This window comes from Bacteroidota bacterium (assembly GCA_034723125.1).
Lineage (GTDB): Bacteria > Bacteroidota > Bacteroidia > CAILMK01 > JAAYUY01 > JAYEOP01.
The window spans coordinates 12,507-34,612 of record JAYEOP010000311.1; the positions used below are offsets into that span (position 1 = coordinate 12,507).

The 22,106-nt window shown below is 32.0% G+C and carries 24 protein-coding genes and 5 tRNA genes; all 29 read right to left on the reverse strand.

What is annotated here, in order from left to right:
* Positions 1-11: 11 nt before the first annotated feature.
* The 29 genes from rpsC to rpsU all read right to left on the reverse strand — a co-directional run bounded on the left by rpsC (position 12) and on the right by rpsU (position 21,960).
* Complete coding sequence (rpsC, locus tag U9R42_08695) at positions 12-707, reverse strand: 30S ribosomal protein S3 (protein MEA3496100.1); 696 nt, start codon at positions 705-707, stop codon at positions 12-14.
* Positions 707-1,087, reverse strand: a complete 381-nt coding sequence (gene rplV, locus U9R42_08700) for a 50S ribosomal protein L22 (GenBank protein MEA3496101.1) — start codon at positions 1,085-1,087, stop codon at positions 707-709. Before rplV ends, rpsC begins: the two co-directional genes overlap by 1 nt.
* Before the next feature lie 4 nt (positions 1,088-1,091).
* A complete protein-coding gene (gene rpsS, locus U9R42_08705) occupies positions 1,092-1,358 on the reverse strand; it encodes a 30S ribosomal protein S19 (GenBank protein ID MEA3496102.1) in 267 nt (88 codons plus the stop codon).
* Between the two features lie 3 nt (positions 1,359-1,361).
* On the reverse strand, positions 1,362-2,189 hold the full coding sequence (gene rplB, locus U9R42_08710; protein ID MEA3496103.1) for a 50S ribosomal protein L2: 828 nt from the start codon (positions 2,187-2,189) through the stop codon (positions 1,362-1,364).
* Between the two features lie 6 nt (positions 2,190-2,195).
* The gene (gene rplW, locus U9R42_08715; protein MEA3496104.1) at positions 2,196-2,486 is read right to left on the reverse strand and encodes a 50S ribosomal protein L23; all 291 of its coding nucleotides are present in this window, start codon (positions 2,484-2,486) and stop codon (positions 2,196-2,198) included.
* A gap of 4 nt (positions 2,487-2,490) precedes the next feature.
* On the reverse strand, positions 2,491-3,117 hold the full coding sequence (gene rplD, locus U9R42_08720; GenBank protein MEA3496105.1) for a 50S ribosomal protein L4: 627 nt from the start codon (positions 3,115-3,117) through the stop codon (positions 2,491-2,493).
* Between the two features lie 2 nt (positions 3,118-3,119).
* Positions 3,120-3,755, reverse strand: a complete 636-nt coding sequence (gene rplC / locus U9R42_08725) for a 50S ribosomal protein L3 (protein ID MEA3496106.1) — start codon at positions 3,753-3,755, stop codon at positions 3,120-3,122.
* Positions 3,756-3,759: 4 nt separating this feature from the next.
* The gene (gene rpsJ / locus U9R42_08730; GenBank protein ID MEA3496107.1) at positions 3,760-4,068 is read right to left on the reverse strand and encodes a 30S ribosomal protein S10; all 309 of its coding nucleotides are present in this window, start codon (positions 4,066-4,068) and stop codon (positions 3,760-3,762) included.
* 9 nt (positions 4,069-4,077) lie between these two features.
* Complete coding sequence (gene fusA, locus U9R42_08735) at positions 4,078-6,198, reverse strand: elongation factor G (GenBank protein ID MEA3496108.1); 2,121 nt, start codon at positions 6,196-6,198, stop codon at positions 4,078-4,080.
* 6 nt (positions 6,199-6,204) lie between these two features.
* Positions 6,205-6,675, reverse strand: a complete 471-nt coding sequence (gene rpsG / locus U9R42_08740; protein ID MEA3496109.1) for a 30S ribosomal protein S7 — start codon at positions 6,673-6,675, stop codon at positions 6,205-6,207.
* A gap of 20 nt (positions 6,676-6,695) precedes the next feature.
* Positions 6,696-7,070, reverse strand: a complete 375-nt coding sequence (rpsL, locus tag U9R42_08745) for a 30S ribosomal protein S12 (GenBank protein MEA3496110.1) — start codon at positions 7,068-7,070, stop codon at positions 6,696-6,698.
* Between the two features lie 89 nt (positions 7,071-7,159).
* The gene (locus U9R42_08750; protein MEA3496111.1) at positions 7,160-7,480 is read right to left on the reverse strand and encodes a DUF3467 domain-containing protein; all 321 of its coding nucleotides are present in this window, start codon (positions 7,478-7,480) and stop codon (positions 7,160-7,162) included.
* A 9-nt stretch (positions 7,481-7,489) separates the two neighbouring features.
* Entirely contained in the window at positions 7,490-11,806 is a 4,317-nt protein-coding gene (gene rpoC, locus U9R42_08755) for a DNA-directed RNA polymerase subunit beta' (GenBank protein MEA3496112.1), read from the reverse strand.
* A gap of 21 nt (positions 11,807-11,827) precedes the next feature.
* Complete coding sequence (gene rpoB / locus U9R42_08760) at positions 11,828-15,643, reverse strand: DNA-directed RNA polymerase subunit beta (protein ID MEA3496113.1); 3,816 nt, start codon at positions 15,641-15,643, stop codon at positions 11,828-11,830.
* 119 nt (positions 15,644-15,762) lie between these two features.
* Positions 15,763-16,134, reverse strand: a complete 372-nt coding sequence (rplL, locus tag U9R42_08765; GenBank protein MEA3496114.1) for a 50S ribosomal protein L7/L12 — start codon at positions 16,132-16,134, stop codon at positions 15,763-15,765.
* 43 nt (positions 16,135-16,177) lie between these two features.
* Positions 16,178-16,699: a 50S ribosomal protein L10 gene (rplJ, locus tag U9R42_08770; protein MEA3496115.1), complete on the reverse strand. Its 522-nt coding sequence runs from the start codon at positions 16,697-16,699 to the stop codon at positions 16,178-16,180.
* Positions 16,700-16,741: 42 nt separating this feature from the next.
* Entirely contained in the window at positions 16,742-17,449 is a 708-nt protein-coding gene (gene rplA / locus U9R42_08775; GenBank protein MEA3496116.1) for a 50S ribosomal protein L1, read from the reverse strand.
* Positions 17,450-17,457: 8 nt separating this feature from the next.
* Positions 17,458-17,901 (reverse strand): 50S ribosomal protein L11, encoded by a 444-nt coding sequence (rplK, locus tag U9R42_08780; GenBank protein ID MEA3496117.1) that lies wholly within the window; start codon positions 17,899-17,901, stop codon positions 17,458-17,460.
* Between the two features lie 5 nt (positions 17,902-17,906).
* On the reverse strand, positions 17,907-18,443 hold the full coding sequence (gene nusG / locus U9R42_08785; protein MEA3496118.1) for a transcription termination/antitermination protein NusG: 537 nt from the start codon (positions 18,441-18,443) through the stop codon (positions 17,907-17,909).
* 12 nt (positions 18,444-18,455) lie between these two features.
* On the reverse strand, positions 18,456-18,653 hold the full coding sequence (gene secE / locus U9R42_08790; protein ID MEA3496119.1) for a preprotein translocase subunit SecE: 198 nt from the start codon (positions 18,651-18,653) through the stop codon (positions 18,456-18,458).
* A 20-nt stretch (positions 18,654-18,673) separates the two neighbouring features.
* A tRNA-Trp gene (locus U9R42_08795) sits at positions 18,674-18,746 on the reverse strand.
* Between the two features lie 12 nt (positions 18,747-18,758).
* Complete coding sequence (gene tuf / locus U9R42_08800) at positions 18,759-19,946, reverse strand: elongation factor Tu (GenBank protein ID MEA3496120.1); 1,188 nt, start codon at positions 19,944-19,946, stop codon at positions 18,759-18,761.
* A gap of 48 nt (positions 19,947-19,994) precedes the next feature.
* Positions 19,995-20,066 (reverse strand) — tRNA-Thr (locus U9R42_08805).
* Between the two features lie 8 nt (positions 20,067-20,074).
* Positions 20,075-20,147 (reverse strand) — tRNA-Gly (locus U9R42_08810).
* Positions 20,148-20,204: 57 nt separating this feature from the next.
* Positions 20,205-20,287 (reverse strand) — tRNA-Tyr (locus U9R42_08815).
* 8 nt (positions 20,288-20,295) lie between these two features.
* Positions 20,296-20,369 (reverse strand) — tRNA-Thr (locus U9R42_08820).
* A gap of 110 nt (positions 20,370-20,479) precedes the next feature.
* The gene (gene raiA / locus U9R42_08825) at positions 20,480-20,764 is read right to left on the reverse strand and encodes a ribosome-associated translation inhibitor RaiA (protein MEA3496121.1); all 285 of its coding nucleotides are present in this window, start codon (positions 20,762-20,764) and stop codon (positions 20,480-20,482) included.
* 98 nt (positions 20,765-20,862) lie between these two features.
* Positions 20,863-21,744, reverse strand: a complete 882-nt coding sequence (locus U9R42_08830; GenBank protein MEA3496122.1) for a tyrosine-type recombinase/integrase — start codon at positions 21,742-21,744, stop codon at positions 20,863-20,865.
* Positions 21,745-21,762: 18 nt separating this feature from the next.
* Positions 21,763-21,960 (reverse strand): 30S ribosomal protein S21, encoded by a 198-nt coding sequence (gene rpsU / locus U9R42_08835; GenBank protein ID MEA3496123.1) that lies wholly within the window; start codon positions 21,958-21,960, stop codon positions 21,763-21,765.
* Positions 21,961-22,106: the final 146 nt, after the last annotated feature.

Below are 22,106 nucleotides of genomic sequence, written 5' to 3' on the forward strand. Positions count from 1 at the left end.
AATCTCTTTTATTATTTCCTTCTGTTCGGTCTTCTTTTTGGCTTATTTGTAGCTGCACCAAAATTCATTGAAAGGTCTCTTTTGCCAAAAACTTCTCCTTTACAAATCCAAACTTTTACTCCAATTTTACCGTAAACGGTATTTGATTCTACTAAGGCATAGTCAATGTCTGATCTTAATGTATGTAATGGGATTCTACCTTCTTTATATTCTTCAGTTCTAGCCATTTCAGCACCACCAAGTCTTCCTGAGCATTTAATTTTTATTCCTTTTGCACCCACTCTCATTGTAGAAGCAATTGCCATTTTCATAGCTCTTCTGTAAGACATCCTTGCTTTTAGTTGTCCTGCAATATTTTCTCCCACTAATTGAGCTTCCAATTCAGGATTTCTGATTTCAAAAATATTTATTTGAACATCTTTATTTGTTATTTTCTTTAGTTCTTCTTTCAGTTTATCAACTTCTTGACCTGCTTTACCAATAACAAGACCTGGTCTTGAAGTATGAACAGTAACAGTTACTCTTTTTAATGTTCTTTCAATTACGATTCTTGCAATTCCTCCTTTTGAGAGTCTTGCATTAACATATTTTCTAATTTTATTATCTTCCAACAATTTTTCGGAATATCCTTTGTTGCTATACCAGTTTGATTCCCATCCTCTGATATAACCTAATCGTAATGCTATTGGATTAATTTTTTGTCCCATTATTCTTGAATAGTGTTTTCTTTTAAAATAGATTGAACTTCTACATCAACTACAACTGTAATATGATTTGATCTTTTTCTTATTCTATGTGCCCTTCCCTGAGGAGCAGGTTTTATTCGTTTTAATTGACGTGCATTATCAACAAAAATTAATTTTACAAATAAATCATTATCATCAGAACCAAGATCTTCATTTTTTACTTGCCAATTTGCTATTGCAGATAAGACTAATTTCTCCAATTTTTTTGAATAAGCCTTTTTGGGGTGAAACTTTAATATATTTAATGCTTCCTCTACCTTTTTACCTCTAACAAGATCAGCTAACAATCTCATTTTTCTTGCAGGATAGGGACAATTTTTTAATTTTGCTACAGCTTCCATTTAATTAACTTCTTTTAGTAGGATGACCTCGGAAATTTTTTGTTTGTGAAAATTCACCTAATTTATGTCCAACCATATTTTCAGAAATAAATACAGGAATAAATTTCTTCCCATTATGGACAGCAAATGTAAACCCAACAAAGTCAGGTGTTATCATTGATCTTCTTGACCAAGTTTTAATAACACTTTTTTTTCCTTTTTTATTCATTGCTTCAACTTTTTCTATAAGTCTCCAATAAACATAAGGTCCTTTTTTTATTGATCTAGACATGTTTTATTTTTTTCTTCTTTTTATAATATGTTTGTTAGACATTTTATTTTTATCTCTGGTTTTTTTACCTTTTGCATACAAGCCTGTTCTTGACCTAGGATGCCCTCCTGAAGATTTCCCTTCTCCACCACCCATTGGGTGATCAACAGGATTCATAGCTACACCTCTTGTTCTTGGTCTTATTCCCATCCATCTTTTTCTTCCAGCTTTTCCTAATTTTATTAATTCGTTATTTGGGTTAGATACACTTCCTATTGTTGCCATACAGTTGACCAATATTTTTCTTACTTCACCTGATGGTAATTTTATTCCTGCATGTTTTCCTTCTCTAGAAATAATTTGTGCAAATCCTCCTGCACTTCTTACTAATTCGCCACCCTTGCCAGGATGCATTTCAATATTATGTACTTGAGTACCTAAGGGTATATTGCTAAGTTTTAATGCATTACCAATTTCAGGTGGAACATTATCTCCACTAATAACTGTCATTCCAACTTTTAATTTGTCAGGAGCAATAATGTATCTTTTTTCACCATCTTTATAAAACAATAAAGAAATATAAGCACTCCTGTTTGGATCATATTCAATAGTTTTTACAACTGCGGGAATATTAAATTTATCTCTTTTAAAATCAATTATTCTATATTTCTTTTTATGTCCTCCACCTCGATAACGAACAGTCATTTTCCCTTTGTTATTTCTACCACCTGTTCTTTTCTTGGTTCCGAGCAGGCTCTTTTCAGGCTTAACACCTTTTGTCAGTTCTGAATAATCATTCAAAACTGTGAACTTTTGTCCCGGAGTAGTTGGTTTTAGCTTTTTTAATCCCATAATAAATTAGATATTACTGTAAAAATCAATTGAATCACCTTGTTTTAAGGTAACAACTGCTTTTTTAAATCCCTTTGTTCTTCCTAATAAAATACTTCTTTTAGTATGTCTTGACTTTTCTTTTCCCTGATAAATCATTGTTCGAACTTTTAAAACCTTTACTTTAAAAAGTTGTTCAATTTCTTTTTTAATTTGTTCTTTATCAGCTTTCTTATCAACGATAAAACCAAATTTATTTTCCGTTTCGCTTAAAGCGGAATATTTTTCAGTTATCAACGGTTTCTTTATAATGTTCATCGTTCTAATTAAAAATTTTAGTTATTACCTTTACTGCACTTTCCGTCAAAATCAACAAATCATTGTTTAAAATGTTATAAGTGTTGAGTTTTTCAGGGGTGCAAATATAGGAATTAGAAATGTTTTTTGAAGACAAAATTATATTATTATTTTCTTCTGAAATTACCATTAAATTTTTTCTACCATCTGCTTTAAGATTTTTAAGAATATTCTTATATTCTTTTGTCTTTGGAGCTTCAATTGAAAAATCTTCAACAATAAGAATTTTTTTATCAGACAACTTATAAGATAGTGCTGATTTTTTTGCTATTAACTTTACTTTTTTATTAAGTTTAAAAGAGTAATCTCTTGGTCTTGGTCCAAAAACTCTTCCACCACCTCTAAAAATTGGATTTTTGATACTACCTACTCTGGCAGAACCAATTCCTTTTTGTCGTCTAAGTTTTCTCTGTGAACCGACAATATCAGAACGTTCTTTAGCTTTATGAGTACCTTGTCTTCTATCTGCCATTATTCTTTTAACATCCAGATAAATTACATGGTCGTTTGGCTCTATTTCAAAAATTGATTCATTAAGATCAATTTTTTTGTCGGTTTTTTCACCTTTTATATTATATACTTCAACTTTCATAGTTACTTCTCTATAATTACGAATGAACCCTTTGGTCCTGGTACAGCACCTTTTAGGAAAATTAAATTCTTTTCATGAATAAGTTTTGCAACAATCAGATTAAATACTTTTATTTTGTTTCCACCTGTACGACCTGCCATTCTCATTCCTTTAAATACTCTTGAAGGATCGGATGATGCTCCTATTGAACCAGGTGCTCTTAATCTGTCTTTCTGTCCGTGAGTTTGTCCACCAACTCCATGAAAACCATGTCTTTTTACTACTCCCTGAAATCCTTTTCCTTTTGAATAGTTTGATACATCGACCCATTCATTAACATTAAAGATGTCTGTTTTTAATTCATCTCCAAGTTTAAGATTTTCAACTCCCTCAAATCTTCTCAAATTTCTAAATTCAACAACCTTTCTTTTAGGTGTTGTATTAGCATTATCAAAATGACCTTTTAGGGCTTTTGTTGTTGCTTTTTCAGTTTTTTTACCAAATGCAAGTTGAACAGCATCGTATCCATCCTTACCATCTTTATTTTTTAGTTGGGTTACAACGCATGGTCCTGCTTCAATAACTGTACAAGGGATATTTTCCCCTTCTTCAGTAAAGATACTTGTCATTCCCAATTTTTTTCCAATAATACCTACCATTATCTTATACTTTAATTTCTACATCAACACCACCTGGTAATTCCAATTTCATTAGTGCATCAACTGTTTTTGTACTTGTACTATAAATATCTATTAATCTTTTATGTGAACAAAGTTCAAATTGATCTCTAGCTGTTTTGTTTACATGAGGAGACTTAAGAACGGTATATACTTTCCGTTTTGTTGGCAAAGGAATAGGACCACTCACCACAGCTCCTGTAACTTTTACTGTTTTTACAATCTTTTCTGCTGATTTATCAACCAAGCTAAAATCGTATGAACGTAATTTTATTCGAATTTTTTGAGTACCCATTATATTAATTTAATCATTTAAAAACTCACCTTTTAATTTGTCTAATATTTTCTTTTCAATATCAGCAGAAACCTTTTGATACTTGTGAAAAGTTATTGTAGATAATGCTCTTCCCGAAGTTAAAGTTCTTAGGGTTGTAACATAACCGAATAGTTCTGCTAAAGGCACTTTTGCATTCACAATTTGAGAATCACCTTTCATTTCAGAACCTTCAATACTTCCTCTCCTGCGGTTTAAATCTCCAATTACATCTCCTAAATATCTTTCGGGAGTAACAACCTCAACACTCATTAAAGGTTCAAGTAAAACAGAATTTGCTTTTTTAGCTGCTTTACGAAATGCAAGTTTCGCAGCTGTTTCAAATGACAATGCATCTGAATCAACATTATGAAAACTACCATCAAAAAGTCTAACTTTAATTGCTTCTACTGGAAAACCAGCAACAGGTCCGTTTGATATTGCTTGATTAAACCCTTTTTCTATTGCGGGAATATATTCCCTTGGAATAGCTCCTCCAACAATATCATTTGTAAACTGAACACCTTGTTGTCCTGCATCTGCAGGTCCAATTTCTATTTCAATATCTGCAAATTTCCCTCTTCCACCTGTTTGCTTTTTATAAATCTCTCTATGCTCTATAGTTGTTGTTAACGCCTCTTTGTATGAAACTTGTGGAGCTCCTTGATTTATCTCTATTTTGAATTCACGTTTTAATCTGTCAACAATAATTTCTAAATGCAATTCTCCCATTCCACTAATTATTGTTTGTCCAGAATCTTTGTCAGTTCTTACAGTAAATGTAGGATCTTCTTCAGCTAATTTTCCTAATGCAATTCCTAATTTGTCCATTGCAGCTTGAGTTTTAGGCTCAACCGCTACTCCAATAACAGGATCAGGAAATTTTATTTCTTCAAGAAGGATAGGTTTTTTTATATCACTTAAGGAATCTCCGGTTTTAGTGCTTCTAAATCCAACACCGGCACCAATATCCCCTGCTTTTATTTCTTTAATAGGATTTTGTTTGTTAGCATGCATTTGATAAATACGTGTTAACTTTTCTTTTTTTCCTGTTCTTACATTTAATACTGCTTCACCTGCCTTAAGTGTTCCGCTATATACTCTAAAGTAAGCTAATCTCCCGACAAATGGATCTGTAACAATTTTAAAAACCAGTGCACTGAATGGTTCCTTGAAATCACATTTTCTTTTTTCTATATTTTCATTATCAGGATTTACTCCCTCTATTGGAGGAAGGTCAACAGGAGATGGAAAATATTTAATAACAGCATTTAAAAGTGGCTGAATACCTTTGTTTTTAAATGCAGAACCACATAATACTGGTGTAATTTTTTGGTCTATCGTTGCTTGTCTTACTGTAGCAAAAATTTCGTTTTCAGTAATAGATTCGGGTTTACTAAAATACTTTTCTAAAATATCATCATCCATTTCAGAAATTGATTCTAATAATTGATCTCTCCATTCTTCGGCTTCGTCTAATAATTCTTTAGGAATATCAGTAGTTGTAAATGATGCTCCTAAATCTTCTTCTTCCCAAATTATTGCCTTCATGGTAATAAGGTTAATTACACCTTGAAATTCAGATTCGGCACCAATTGGGATTTGAAGAGGAACAGGATTAGCACCTAATTTTTCGTCAAGTTCATTAACGACTCCAAAGAAATTAGCACCTGCTCTATCCATTTTATTTACAAAAGCAATGCGTGGAACGTTATATTTATTTGCTTGTCTCCAAACAGTTTCTGATTGAGGTTCAACTCCGCCTACGGCACAAAAAAGGGCTATTGCACCATCTAATACTCTAAGTGAGCGTTCAACCTCTACGGTAAAATCAACATGACCGGGTGTATCAATAATATTTATTGAATAAGGAGTGTCATTTTCATTCCAAAAAACTCTAGTAGTTGCAGAAGTAATTGTAATACCTCGTTCTTGCTCCTGTACCATCCAATCCATAGTAGCAGAACCTTCATGAACTTCTCCAATTTTATAATTTACACCAGCATAGTACAGAATTCTTTCTGTAGTAGTAGTTTTACCTGCATCAATGTGAGCCATAATGCCGATATTCCTATTCTTGGATAACTCTATTTCCTTTGCTAGCTTGCCCATGTTATATTAAAATCTAAAATGTGAGAATGCTTTATTAGCTTCCGCCATTCTATGCATTTCTTCTTTCTTTTTAACAGCACCACCTTCATTTTTATATGCTGCTAAAACTTCATTCGCTAAATTATCTGTCATTGTTTTCCCACTTCTTTTTCGTGAGAATGATATCATCCATTTCATTCCTAAAGACAAACGTCTTTTTTCACTTACTTCTGTTGGAATCTGAAATGTTGCACCACCAATTCTTCTACCTTTAACCTCTACACTCGGCATTACATTTCGTAGTGCTTTTTTCCAAACTTCTAATTCGTTCTCTTCTTTAATTTTGGTTTTTATTATTTCTAATGCACCGTAAACAATTTTATAAGCTTTACTTTTTTTTCCACCTTCCATTAAATTGTTTACAAATTTTGTTACCAGTATATCATTATAAATTGGATCTGGATTAATTTCTCGTTTTTTTGCTTGCCCTTTTCTCATTTGTCAAAATATTTTCTTAATTATTTTTTTGGTCGTTTAGTTCCATACTTTGATCTGGATTGTGTTCTATCATCAACACCTAAGGTGTCAAGAGCTCCACGTATCATATGGTATCTAACACCCGGAAGGTCTTTTACTCTTCCTCCTCTAATCAATACAATTGAGTGTTCTTGCAGGTTATGTCCTTCTCCTGGAATATAAACATTTACTTCTTTACCATTTGTTAACCTCACTCTTGCAACTTTTCTCATTGCTGAGTTTGGTTTTTTTGGTGTAGAAGTATATACTCTTGTACAAACGCCTCTTTTTTGAGGGCAATTTTCCAAAGCAGGAGATTTGCTTTTTTTAACTAATTTTTTCCTACCTTTTCGTACTAATTGTTGTATTGTTGGCATATTCTATATTATTAATTCATTTTTTTTGAGCCGCAAAGATAAAATTCTTTTTTTGAAAAAAGATTAAACTTAAAAGATTTATTATTTTTTTATGCTTCAGGAACAGGACCTCCAAAATTCATTGGAATTCCATCAAATCCAGCATTATTTTTTATCTGTCCATACATTGATTCAAATTTATTGATATTGTCGCCTAAGGCTTTTAAAAGCCTTTTTGCATGTTCAGGTGTTAATAATATCCTAGATTTTACTTTTGCTTTTGGTACTCCGGGCATTATTCTAACAAAATCAACAATAAATTCTGACTGAGAATGTGATATTAGTGCTAAATTTGAATAGATACCATCAGCAATTTCTTCTGTCAATTCAATATCTATTTTATTTTCTTTTCTATTATCGTTTTCTTTCATAATAAATTTCTATTCTTTTATTTCTTCTTTAACAACTTCATCCGTATTGTTCATTAATTCTTCATATTCCTTTTTAGAACCGACAATAATACTATCATATTCTCTCATTCCTGTACCTGCTGGAATTTTATGACCTACAATTACATTTTCTTTCAGTCCTGACATAACATCAATTTTTCCTGCAATTGCCGCTTCGTTAAGTACTTTTGTTGTTTCCTGAAACGATGCTGCTGATAAAAAGCTTTTTGTACTAAGACTTGCTTTTGTAATTCCTTGTAACAAAGGACTAACTGTTGCCGGTACTGCATCTCTTGCTTCAACAAGTTTTTTATCTTTTCGTTTCAAATTAGAATTTTCTTCTCTTAATTTTCTTGCACTTATTATCTGTCCTTGCTTCAAATTTGGAGAATCATTTTCTTCAACAACTACTTTTTTATCGTAAATCCAATTGTTTTCTTTAATTACATTAAACTTATCTACAGGATTACCTTCAAGCAATGTAGTATCACCTGAATTTTCAATATTAACCTTCTGCATCATTTGTCTAACAATAACTTCAATATGCTTATCATTAATTTTTACACCTTGTAATCGATAAACTTCCTGAATACCATTTAAAATATATTGCTGAACGGCATAAGGTCCTTTAATTTTCAAAATATCAGATGGTGTAATTGCTCCATCAGATAATGAACTTCCTGCTTTCACATAATCGTTCTCCTGAACTAAAATATGTCGTGATAGAGGAACAAGATATTTTTTCACATCTCCTTGTTTTGATGTAATCATTATTTCTCTATTACCTCTTTTAACTCCTCCAAAAGAAACTACTCCGTCAATTTCGGAAATAACTGCTGGATTAGATGGATTTCTTGCTTCAAATAATTCGGTTACACGTGGTAATCCACCTGTAATATCTCGTGTTTGGCTACCAGAACGAGGGATTTTTATTATTGTTTCTCCTGAAACAATCTTTGTTTCATCCAGCTTTACAAGATGTCCTCCAACTGGAGCATTATATTCTTTTAAAGTATTACCATCTTTGTCTTCAATAATTATTGAAGGAATTCTTCTTTTATCCTTTGTTTCTGTAATAACTTTTTCCTTATGTCCTGTTTGTTCATCAGATTCCTGACGGTAGGTTACATTCTCAATAATATTGTTGTATCTTACTAATCCATCAAACTCAGAAATAATGAGAGCATTATAAGGATCCCAAACACAAATATTATCACCTTTAGTTACATTGTCCCCATCTTTTTGATAAATTGTTGCTCCATAAGGGATGTTGTGTGAATATACTACAGTATCAAATTCTTTGTCAATTATTCTTATTTCTCCTGATCTACTTACGACAATATTGGATTTTTCACCTTCGTCATTAATGTTGTCAATCACTTTAATTCCTTCGTATTCTATTACACCATCAACTTTGGCATTTATTTGACTTTCGGAAGCAATTTTAGAAGCAGTACCACCAACGTGGAAAGTTCTAAGTGTTAACTGTGTACCAGGTTCTCCAATTGATTGTGCAGCAATTACACCAACAGCCTCTCCTCGTTGAACACGTGTTCCTCTCGCTAAATTACGTCCATAACATTTTTCACAAACCCCGTTTCTTGTTTCACAGGTTAAAACCGAACGTATTTCAATTGAATCTATTGTACTATCTTCAATTTCTGCTGCAATTTCTTCTGTAATATTTTCACCTGAGACAAGAATTAGTTTGTTTGTTATAGGATTATAAACGTCATGTAAAGCAACTCTACCAAGAATTCTATCATAAAGTGTTTGTACAACTTCTTCATTATCTTTGAGTGCTGTTGTAACGATACCTCTAAGTGTTCCACAATCTTGTTCTCTAACAACAACATCTTGTGCAACATCATGTAATCTTCTTGTTAGATAACCTGCATCGGCTGTTTTTAGAGCAGTATCAGCAAGACCTTTACGTGCACCGTGAGTAGAAATAAAATATTCAAGAACTGAAAGACCTTCTTTGAAGTTAGCAATAATTGGATTTTCAATAATTTCTCCTACTCCACCGCCTGAAATATGTTTCCTTGGTTTTGCCATCAAACCCCTCATTCCTCCCAATTGTCTAATTTGCTCTTTTGATCCACGAGCACCTGAGTCAAGCATCATATAAATTGGATTAAATCCATGCTTGTCGGTTTCAAGTTGAGTAAGTAAGTGTTTTGTAACTCTGTTAGTTATTCTTGTCCAGATATCAATTACCTGATTATATCTTTCGTTATTGGTAATAAAACCATTAAGATAGCTCTCTGTAATTTCATCAACTTCTTCTTGTGCTTGTGCAATAAGGCTGTCTTTCTTTTCTGGAATTGGAATGTCTAATAAATTAAATGACAATCCTCCAATAAAAGAATAATAAAATCCTAAGCTTTTAATATCATCGAGGAACTTAGATGTTTTCTCAACTCCTGTTTTTCTGTATATATCTCCGATAATATCTCTTAAAGATTTTTTTGTAAGTAATTCATTTAGGAATCCCATTTCAACAGGAACTATTTCATTTAAAATTACTCTACCAACAGAAGTGTCAATTATTTCACTTTTTTCTGAGCCGTCTTCTTCTTTATGCTTAAATCTTAATTTTATTTTTGCATGTAAATCAACTTTATTGTGATTATATGCAATAAGTACTTCTTCAGAAGAATAGAAAGAACTACCTTCACCTTTAATTGATTCTTCGTGTATAATACTATCCCTCATTTTTGTAAGATAATAAAGTCCTAAAACCATATCTTGAGATGGAACTACAATAGGAGAACCATTAGCAGGAGTAAGTATATTATGAGAAGAAAGCATTAATAGTTGAGCTTCAAGTACAGCATCATGACCTAATGGTACATGAATAGCCATTTGGTCACCATCAAAGTCGGCATTAAAACCTGTACAAACCAAAGGATGAAGTTGCATTGCCTTACCTTCAATAAGTTTAGGTTGGAAAGCCTGAATCCCTAGCCTGTGCAATGTAGGAGCACGATTTAATAAAACAGGATGTCCTTTAAGAACATTCTCAAGGATATCCCAAATCATATCGTCTTTTCTTTCTACAATTTTTTTTGCAGATTTAACAGTTTTTACAATTCCTCTTTCTATTAGTTTTCTAATAATAAAAGGTTTGAATAATTCTGCACCCATTGCTTTTGGAATACCACACTCGTGCATTTTAAGAGTTGGTCCAACAACAATAACAGAACGACCTGAAAAATCAACACGTTTACCAAGTAGGTTTTGACGGAAACGACCTCGCTTACCTTTAAGCATATCACTCAATGATTTAAGTGGTCTATTTCCTGCTGTTTTTACAGCATTTGCTTTTCTTGAATTATCAAATAATGAGTCAACAGATTCCTGAAGCATTCTTTTTTCATTTCTTAAAATTACTTCAGGAGCATTTATTTCCATTAATCTTTTTAGTCGATTATTTCTGATAATAACTCTTCTATAAAGATCGTTAAGATCGGAAGAAGCAAAACGTCCACCATCAAGTGGTACCAGAGGCCTCAATTCGGGAGGCATAACAGGAAGAATTTTAATCATCATCCATTCAGGACGATTTTCCCTTGTTTTGTTAGCACTTCTAAAATATTCAACAATTTGAAGTCTTTTAAGAGCTTCTTTTTTTCTTTGTTGAGATGTTTCAGTATTTGCTTTATGACGAAGATCATAGGAAAGATTATCAAGATTTATCTTTGACAATAAATTAAATAGTGCTTCACCACCCATTTTTGCAATGAATTTTTGAGGGTCACTATCATCCAAACTTTGATTTTCAGGAGGAAGTGAATCAATAATATCAAGGTATTCTTCTTCCGTTAAGAAATCATTGATTTTTAAATCATCAGTTTCTTTTATTCCTGGTTGAATGACTATATATCTTTCATAATATATAACCATTTCAAGTTTTTTTGCAGCAATACCTAAAAGATATCCAATTTTGTTTGGTAATGATTTGAAATACCAAATATGAGCAACAGGAACAACCAGATTGATATGTCCCATTCTATCTCTACGTACTCGTTTTTCAGTAACTTCAACTCCACATCTGTCACAAACAATTCCTTTGTACCTAATTCTTTTGTATTTCCCACAATGACATTCATAGTCTTTTACAGGTCCAAAAATTCTTTCACAAAAAAGCCCACCCATTTCTGGCTTAAATGTTCTGTAATTAATTGTTTCGGGTTTAGTAACTTCACCATATGACCATTCAAGAATAGTTTCGGGTGATGAAAGACCAATTCTAACTTGCTTAAAATTGCTGTCTAAAATTTTATTGTTCTTTTTTAGAGACATTTTTTTCCTCCTAAAAAAAAGTTATTCAAAATTAATATCAAGTGCTAACGCTTTAAGTTCGTTTACTAAAACGTTAATAGATTCCGGAATTCCGGGTTCTTTTAATGGATCTCCTTTAACAATGGATTCGTATGTTTTAGCTCTACCAATAATATCATCAGATTTTATTGTTAAAACTTCACGAAGTATGTTTGAAGCACCAAATGCTTCCAGTGCCCATACTTCCATTTCACCAAATCGCTGACCTCCAAACTGAGATTTTCCACCTAACGGCTGTTGTGTAATCAATGAATAAGGTCCAATTGATCTTGCATGCATCTTATCATCAATCATGTGAATAAGTTTCAGCATATAAATAATACCTACTGTTGTCGGCTGGTGAAATTTATCTCCTGTTAATCCATTGTAAAGATATGTTTTACCAAAAGAAGGTAAATCAGCTTTTTTAATGTATTCTTCAATTTGATTAAGAGAAGCTCCATCAAAAATTGGTGTTGCAAATTTAACATCCAGTTTTTTTCCTGCCCAAGCAAGAACTGATTCGTAAATTTGTCCAAGGTTCATCCTTGAAGGCACTCCTAATGGATTCAATACAATATCTACAGGTGTACCATCATCTAAGAATGGCATATCTTCCTCAGGGACAATTTTGGCAATACAACCTTTGTTACCATGTCTTCCTGCCATTTTATCACCAACTTTTAGTTTTCTCTTTTCTGCAACATAAACTTTTGCAAGTTTTATTACACCTGTTGGCAATTCATCTCCTATTTTTAAAGAAAATTGTTCTCTTTTATAGTTACCTGTTTCTTCGTTGAATTTCTTTTTGTAATTCTGGAGTATCCTTTTTACTAATTTGTTTTTATCTTCGTCTCCTGTCCATTTTTCCGGTCGGAGAAGACTATAATCTTCAATTTTTAAAAGAGTTTTTTGTGTAAATTTATTTCCTCTTGGGATAACAATTTCATTGTAATCATTGTAAACCCCTTTTGAAGATTTTCCTGATAATAATTTCAGGAGTTTGTCAACAAGTTTCTCTTTTAATAAAATTATATTCTTTTGATAAGCTTTTTCAATTATCGCTAATTCTTCTTTATTCTTTTCTTTTGTTCCTTTTTCGTACTTAGCTCGTTCAAAAAGTTTTTTATTAATAACTACACCTTTAGCTGATGGAGGAACTCTTAAAGAAACATCTTTAACATCGCCTGCTTTATCTCCAAAAATTGCTTTAAGTAATTTTTCTTCAGGAGAAGGTTCGCTTTCACCTTTTGGTGTAATTTTTCCAATAATTATATCACCTTCTTTTACTTCAGCACCTATTCTTATCAACCCATTCTCATCAAGGTTCTTAGTTGCCTCTTCACTTACGTTTGGAATATCACTTGTATATTCTTCCATACCTCTTTTGGTATCTCTAACATCAAGTTCATATTCAGTAATGTGAATAGAAGTAAAGTAATCGTCTTTAACTACTTTTTCAGAAATAACAATAGCATCTTCAAAGTTGTATCCTTGCCAAGGCATAAAAGCAACTTTTAAGTTACGTCCTAATGCTAATTCACCTTTTTCTGAGGAAAATCCATCACAAAGTATTTGACCTTTTGTAACATTTTCACCTTTTTTAACTATTGGCTTTATGTTGATACAAGTGTTTTGATTTGTTCGCTTGAATTTTGAAAGTTTATAAGTTTTTATATCACCATCAAAAGCAGCAATTCTATCATCTTCATTCCTATCGTAATTAATTACTATTTCATCTGAATCAACGTATTCAATAACACCGTCATTTTCTGCTACATAAAACATACGTGAATCATGAACAAGTCTAGCTTCAATACCTGTACCTACAATTGGTGCTTCGGGTTTTATTAATGGTACACCCTGGCGTTGCATATTACTACCCATCAAAGCACGGTTTGCATCATCATGTTCAAGAAATGGAATTAGTGAAGCCGCAATTGAAGTAATCTGATTTGGAGATACATCCATAAAATGGATTTTCTCCGGCTCTGTAATTATAAATTCACCTGTTTCTCTACATTTAATTCTGTCGTTTACAAATTTACCATCAGCTTCAATTAGAGCATTTGCTTGAGCAATGATAAATTCGTCTTCATCCTCAGCTGATAAATATTGTACATCACTGTCAATAGCAACTTTTCCTTCCTTTACTTTTCGATATGGAGTTTCAATAAATCCCATACCATTTATTTTGGCATAAACAGCCAAAGAAGAAATAAGACCAATATTTGGACCTTCGGGAGTTTCAATTGTACATAATCTTCCGTAGTGAGTATAGTGAACATCTCGTACTTCAAAACCTGCTCTTTCTCTTGATAAACCACCTGGTCCTAAAGCAGATAGCCTTCTTTTATGGGTAACTTCTGCAAGACAGTTAGTTTGATCCATAAATTGTGAAAGCTGATTAGTTCCAAAAAATGAATTAAGAACAGATGTTAATGTTCTTGCATTTATAAGATCAATCGGTTTAAAAACTTCATTATCCCTAACGTTCATTTTTTCACGTATAGTTCGAGCCATACGAGATAAACCTACTGCAAATTGTTGATAAAGTTGTTCTCCAACAGTTTTAATTCTTCTGTTTCCCAAATGGTCAATATCATCAATATCAGCTTTAGCATTACTAAGCTGAATTAAGTATTTGATAATTTTTATAATATCCTCATTTGTAAGAACTTTTTTGTCTTCATCAATATCAAGATCAAGTTTTTTATTCAATCTATATCTTCCAACATCACCAAGGTCGTATCTTGTTTCTGAGAAAAACAATTTATCAATTATACTACGAGCAGTTTCTTCATCAGGAGGATCTGCATTTCTCAATTGTCGATAAACATACTCAAGAGCTTCTTTTCCTGTATTTGAAGGATCTTTTTGCAGTGTATTGTAAATGATTTCATACTCATGGCTATCAATATCTTCCTTATGAAGAATTATTGATTTTGTATTTGCATTTAAAATCAGATCAATATGCTTTTCAGCAATAACTGTATCTCTTTCAATGATGATTTCATTTCTTTCAATTGAAACAACTTCACCTGTATCTTCATCTACAAAATCTTCTACCCATTTTCTTAAAACACGAGCTGCTAATTTTCTACCGATAATTTTCTTTAGCTCTGTTTTTTTTACTTTAATCTCTTCTGCAAGATTAAATATCTCAAGTATTTCTTTGTCGGTTTCAAAACCAATAGCTCTTAATAATGTAGTAACAGGAAGTTTTTTCTTCCTATCAATATATGCAAACATCACATTATTAACATCAGTAGCAAATTCCATCCAAGAACCTTTAAAAGGTATTACCCTAGCAGAATATAATCTTTTACCACTTGTGTGAAAGCTTTGACTAAAAAATACCCCGGGAGATCTATGCAACTGAGATACAATAACTCTTTCGGCACCGTTGATTATAAATGATCCTCTGTCGTTCATGTAAGGAATTGTACCTAAATAAACATCCTGAACTGTTGTTTCAAATTCTTCATGTTCTTCATCTGTACAATATAATTTAAGCCTAGCTTTTAACGCAACGCTATAAGTAAGGCCTCTATCAACACATTCCTCAATAGAATATTTGGGATGATCAATAAAATAATCTAGAAATTCCAATACGAATATCTTTCTTGAATCAGTAATTGGAAAATTTTCAGTAAAAACTTTATATAGATTTTCATCTTTCTTTCTATCAGAAAGAGTTTCTAACTGAAAAAAATCTCTGTACGACTTAAGTTGAATTTCAAGAAAATCCGGATATTCTATTGGGCTTTCAATTGTTCCGAAATCAATTCTTTTCGTTGATTTTTTTTCTTTCAAGATTAATTAATTTTTAGTGTGAATAAAAATTCCATTACACACATTAAACCTTTTATCATTAATAATAGTAAAAGGTTCTTCGTTCAAGATTAAAACTTTAGTATTAAACACTAGAACTTAAATTACTTAAGTTCAACTTCAGCACCAGCTTCTTCTAATCTTGATTTAAATCCTTCTGCGTCCTCTTTAGAAACACCTTCTTTTACAGCTTTTGGTGCTTCATCTACTAAACCTTTAGCCTCTTTTAATCCAAGGCCAGTTATTTCTTTAACTAACTTTACTACTTGAAGTTTTGCTCCACCGGGAGCTTTAAGAATTACATCAAATTCTGTTTGTTCTTCTTGTGCTTCTTCTCCACCGCCACCGATTGCTACAGCAACAGGTGCTGCTGCTGGTTCAATACCATACTCATCTTTTAATAATTCAGTAAGTTCATTAACTTCTTTTACAGTTAAGTTTACTAAATCTTCAGCTATTACCTTAATATCTGCCATTTTACTTTAATATTTATTATTTATCAAAATTTATTAAAAATTATTACTCTTCTTCTTTTTTAGATAATGTTTCTAAAACACCCATTATCTTAGCACCTCCGTTTAAGGCACTTATTAATTTTTTCATTGGTGAGTTCAATAATTGAACTACATCGGCAATAAGTTCTTCTTTTGACTTAAGATTTGCCAACATTTCCAATTTATCATCACCAACATATATATTTTCTTCAACATACGCTACTTTTATTAAAGGTCTTTCATTAGTTTTTCTAAACTCTTTAATAAGTTTTGCAGGTGCATTAATACTATTAGAAAACATTATTGATGATGGTCCTTTTATTGTTTCCAGTAACTCACTATCATTAATTCCAGCAATTTCAAATGCTTTTTTTATTAATGTGTTCTTTACTACTTTAAGTTCAACATCGTTGTCATAGCAAAGTTTCCTAAGGTCAGTTGTTTGATTAACAGTCAATTCAGAAACATCAGTAATATAAAAATTATTTGTTTCTTTAATTTTTTCACCAATCAAACTTGATAACTCTTTTTTTTCTTCTCGTTTCATTTTGAATAATGTCTTTTAGAAATAATTGGAAATAATTCAGTTTTATTCATCTGTTTTACTACCAATAGATTTAACATTCACTTTTATTCCAGGACTCATTGTACTGGAAATAGTTATTCCTTTCATGTAAGTTCCTTTTGCAGCAGGAGGTCTCATTTTTTGAATAATTGTTACCAATTCAGTAATGTTTCCTATCAATTGATTCTCTTCAAAATCTGCTCTACCAATAGGCACATGAATAATTCCAAATTTATCAACTCTGAAATCAATTTTCCCTCTTTTTACTTCTGCTACTGCTTTAGGAATATCTTGTGTAACTGTACCTGCTTTAGGATTAGGCATTAAACCTCTTGGTCCCAGCACTTTACCATATCTACCTAATTTAGGCATCACATCAGGACTTGTAATGATAACATCTATATCTGTCCATCCGCCTTTAATTTTTTCAAGATATTCGTCTAATCCTGCATAATCAGCACCGGCTTCTTTTGCAGCATCTACAACATCAGGATTACAAAGCACTAAAACTTTAATTTCTTTTCCTGTACCATGAGGTAATGTAGCTACTCCTCTTACCATTTGGTTTGCCTGCTTTGGATCAACTCCTAAATTAATATCAATATCAACTGAGGCATTGAAATTAGCAGTAGATACTTCTTTTACTAATCTTACAGCTTCATTTAATTGATATTTCTCTAATTTATCAATTTTTTCAAGAGCTAATTTTCTTTTCTTTGCTATTTTAACCATGTTATTAATTAATTATTCCATGGAGCTTTACCTTTTACAACAAGCCCCATACTTCTAGCTGTTCCAGCAATCATTTTCATTGCTGATTCAATTTTTTTTGTGTTAAGATCTACCAGCTTATCTTCAGCTATATCTTTTACCATATCCCATGTAACTGTTCCAACTTTTGTTTTGTTAGATTCAGATGAGCCTGATTTAAGTTTTGCTTTTTCAAGCAATTGTGCCGAAGCGGGTGGTGTTTTAATCTCAAATGTAAATGACTTATCTTTATAAATATTTATAACAACAGGAATAAGTTTCCCAGCCATTTTTTGAGTTCTTGCATTAAACTGCTTGCAAAATTCCATTATATTCACTCCTTTAGCACCTAATGCAGGTCCAACAGGAGGAGATGGGTTCGCAGCACCACCTTTTATCTGAAGCTTTATAAATCCAGCAATTTCTTTTGCCATAATCTTTAACTTTTTTCTACCTGCATATAATTTAATTCTACAGGTGTTCTTCTACCAAAAATTTTAACTTCAACCTTAAGTTTTTTCTTCTCTTCGTTTATTTCTTCAATTATTCCGTTAAAGCCATTAAAAGGTCCATCAATTATTTTTATCGGTTCACCAACCATATAAGGAACTTCTATTTGTTCTCCTTCATCGGTTACCTCTTCCATTTTGCCCAAAATTCTATTAATTTCATTTGCACGTAATGGAACTGCTGAATCTTTTGTACCAAGAAAATCAAAAACACCGACAACACTTTTTATTTTATAATGCACTTCTGTTGTAAGCATTACTTCAACAATTATGTAACCGGGATAAAAGTTTTTCTCTTTAACAACTTTTTTACCTTTTCGTAACTGAACAACTTTTTCTACAGGAACAATTATTTGATTGACATAATTCAAATAGTTACTATTTTCAAGCTCTACTAAAATTTGATCTTTTATTTTTATTTCTCTACCGCTTATAACTCGTAAAGCGTACCATTTAAAATCAGCCATCCAAATTATTCCTTAAATAAACAATTGATAAAAAACTTTAAAAACATTCTCAAAAGCTGAGTCCATAATAAAAACAATTAATGCAAATATTAAGGAAGCAACTAAAGTAATAACAGCACTAGCCTGTAATTCTTCCCAGCTTGGCCAAGTTACTTTATGCATTAATTCAATATATGTAAGTTTTATAATTTCTTTTAATTTCGAGAACATAATACTTTTTATAATTTATGCACGGGTGGGAAGGATCGAACTCCCAACCTTTGGTTTTGGAGACCAACGCTCTACCAGTTGAGCTACACCCGTATCCTTTATAAATTATTCAATAATTTCAGTAACTTTACCAGCACCAATTGTTCTACCACCCTCACGAATAGCAAAACGTAAACCTTTATCTAAAGCAACAGGAGTAATCAGTTCAACAGTAATAGTAACATTATCACCAGGCATTACCATTTCAACACCTTCTGGCAATCTAACATCACCTGTAACATCTGTTGTTCTTAAGTAAAACTGAGGTCTATAGTTAGTAAAGAATGGAGTGTGTCTTCCACCTTCATCCTTTTTAAGAATATAAACTTCTCCTTTGAATTTTGTATGAGGAGTAATTGATTTCGGCTTAGCTATTACCATTCCGCGTTTAATTTTATCTTTATCAACTCCTCTTAACAATAAACCTGCATTATCACCAGCTTCACCTCTATCAAGAAGTTTTCTAAACATCTCAACACCGGTAACAGTAGTTGACATTGGTTCATCCATTAGTCCAACAATTTCTACTTTTTCTCCAACATTAATAACACCTTTTTCAATTCTACCTGTAGCAACTGTTCCTCTACCTGTTATTGAAAAAACATCTTCAACTGGCATTAAGAAAGGAAGATCTACATCTCTTGGTGGAAGTGGAATAAATGAATCAATAGCAGATATAAGCTCATCAATAGTTTTTACCCATTTATCTTCACCATTAAGAGCTCCTAATGCAGAACCTTTAATAACAGGAATATTGTCTCCGTCAAATTCATAGAAACTAAGAAGATCTCTTATTTCCATTTCTACGAGTTCAATAAGTTCTTCATCATCAACCATATCAACTTTGTTCATGTAAACAACAATTTCAGGTACTCCAACCTGACGTGCAAGAAGGATATGCTCTCTTGTTTGAGGCATAGGTCCATCAGTAGCAGCAACTACTAATATTGCTCCGTCCATTTGTGCCGCACCTGTAACCATGTTTTTAACATAGTCAGCGTGACCCGGACAGTCAACATGAGCATAATGTCTTTCAGGTGATTCGTATTCAACATGAGCTGTGTTAATTGTAATACCTCTTTCTTTTTCTTCAGGGGCATTATCAATTGAATCAAAACTTCTAATTTCTGATAAACCACTTTTATTAAGGTGCAATGTCATTGCAGCTGTTAAAGTAGTTTTACCGTGGTCAACGTGGCCAATTGTACCAATGTTAACATGCGGTTTACTTCGATCAAATTTTTCTTTTGCCATAACTTAACATTCTATTAATTTCTTACTAAAACTTTTTTAAAATTTCCGAGCCAATGACGGGATTTGAACCCGTGACCTCGTCCTTACCAAGGACGCACTCTACCTCTGAGCTACATCGGCAATCTTTGAGCGGGAGACGAGAATCGAACTCGCGACCTACAGCTTGGAAGGCTGTCGCTCTGCCAGCTGAGCTACTCCCGCATTAATGAAAATTTGAAAATCCTTTTGATTACAAATCTTACATTAAATAAATTATTGTGGGGAGAGGAGGATTCGAACCTCCGAAGGCGTACGCCAACAGATTTACAGTCTGCCCCATTTGACCGCTTTGGTATCTCCCCAACAAATGAGCCGAAAGAGGGATTCGAACCCCCGACCTGCTGATTACAAATCAGCTGCTCTGACCAACTGAGCTATTTCGGCAATTTATTCTTACATTAACTTAAAATAACTAAATAATTCTTTTCAACTCTTGAAAAAAATGAGTGCAAAGATAGATAAAAACTTTTCAATAAAAGTGAATATTTTTTGCATTATTTTTGCTTTGACTTTTTTAATTGCCTTTCCATGCTGCTAGTTGCTGATTCTAAGGCTTTTTCAAAACTTTCCGAATTTTCTTTACACACTAAAGTATGGTCTTTTACATTTACTTTTATCTGAACTTCTTTTGAGTTTACTCCCTCTCCTTCATTTCTTAAATAAACGTCTGTATTAATAATGTAGGCATGGAAATTTTGCAATTTTCCTACTTTTTTAAGTATCAAATCATTTAATGTATCCCAAACATTAATGTTTTTAGCATGAATATCAATTTTCATCGGTTTGTAATTTAATTCAAAAAATAATTTTTAGCTGTAAAGTTACTTCTTTTTCTATTAGTAAAAAAAACTAATTTAAAATCTTTCTATTTTCAAATTCATCCTCGTGGATGAGCTTGCTTAAATACTTTTTTCAACCTTTCAATCGTGTTATGGGTATAAAGCTGTGTTGCTGCTAAATTTGCATGCCCAAGTAACTCTTTTATTGCATTTATGTCTGCACCTTTTGAAAGCAAATGAGTTGCAAAACTATGCCTTAACACATGAGGACTAACATTTATTCTATCTGTTTGTTGATCCAAATATTTTTTTACTACCCTATAAACAAAGATCGGATATAATTGTTTGCCTTTTGAGCTAAGAAAAAAATGACCCTTTTGATCATTTTCAAAACTTTCGGTACGTATTTTTAAATACTTCCGAATTTGTTCTTTTAATGTTGCATTAATCGGAATTATTCTTTCTTTGTTCCTTTTTCCTAAAACCTTGAGTGATGAGAAACCGGGCTCTACATCTAATACTTTTAAATTTATTAATTCCGAGAGTCTCATCCCTGTTCCATACAACATTTCAAGTATCAATTTATCTCTTATTCCATCAAAATCATCTTTAAATTCAAAATTATCAAGTATCTGTATTATCTCTTTTATTTCTAAGTACTTTACAATTCTATCAGCAGTTTTAAAACCATGAATATTTTTTACAGGATTTTCTATAATAACTTCCTCTTTTTCTAAATACTTATAAAAACTATTAAGTGAAACAATTTTTCGGTTTACTGTTCTTTTTGAAAACTTATTGTCAATTAAAGATACAACCCATGACCTTACAATTTGCAAATCTGCATTTTTTAAATCAATATCCGGATAGGCATTTAAAAGATATTTTTGGAACTGACTAATGTCATTTAAATACGACTTTACAGTATGCTTTGAATATCTTTTTTCTTTCTCTAACCAATTTTTAAATGCATTAAGCATCAATTTTTTTTAAACAAATTATTGATTTTCCTCTTGGCTTCTCATTTTCTGTTTGTAAGCTGCTTTAATAACTTCTTCTCTTCTTTCAATAGATGGTTTTATAAAAAACCTTCTATTTCTGTATTCCTTTAATACACCACTTTTTTCAAGTTTCTTTTTGAAGCGTTTAAGTGCTTTGTCCACTGATTCATTATCACTAAATTGTACTTTTACCATAAGAATTTTAAATTTAAAACATTTTTTTTTGAGGTGCAAAAGTACAATAAAGTTTTTCTAAGCAAAAAAAAATCACATTATTTTTAACTAAATATTTTGAGGTACAGAAAAAACTTCATTTATTCCAAACTTTAACAATAGTATTA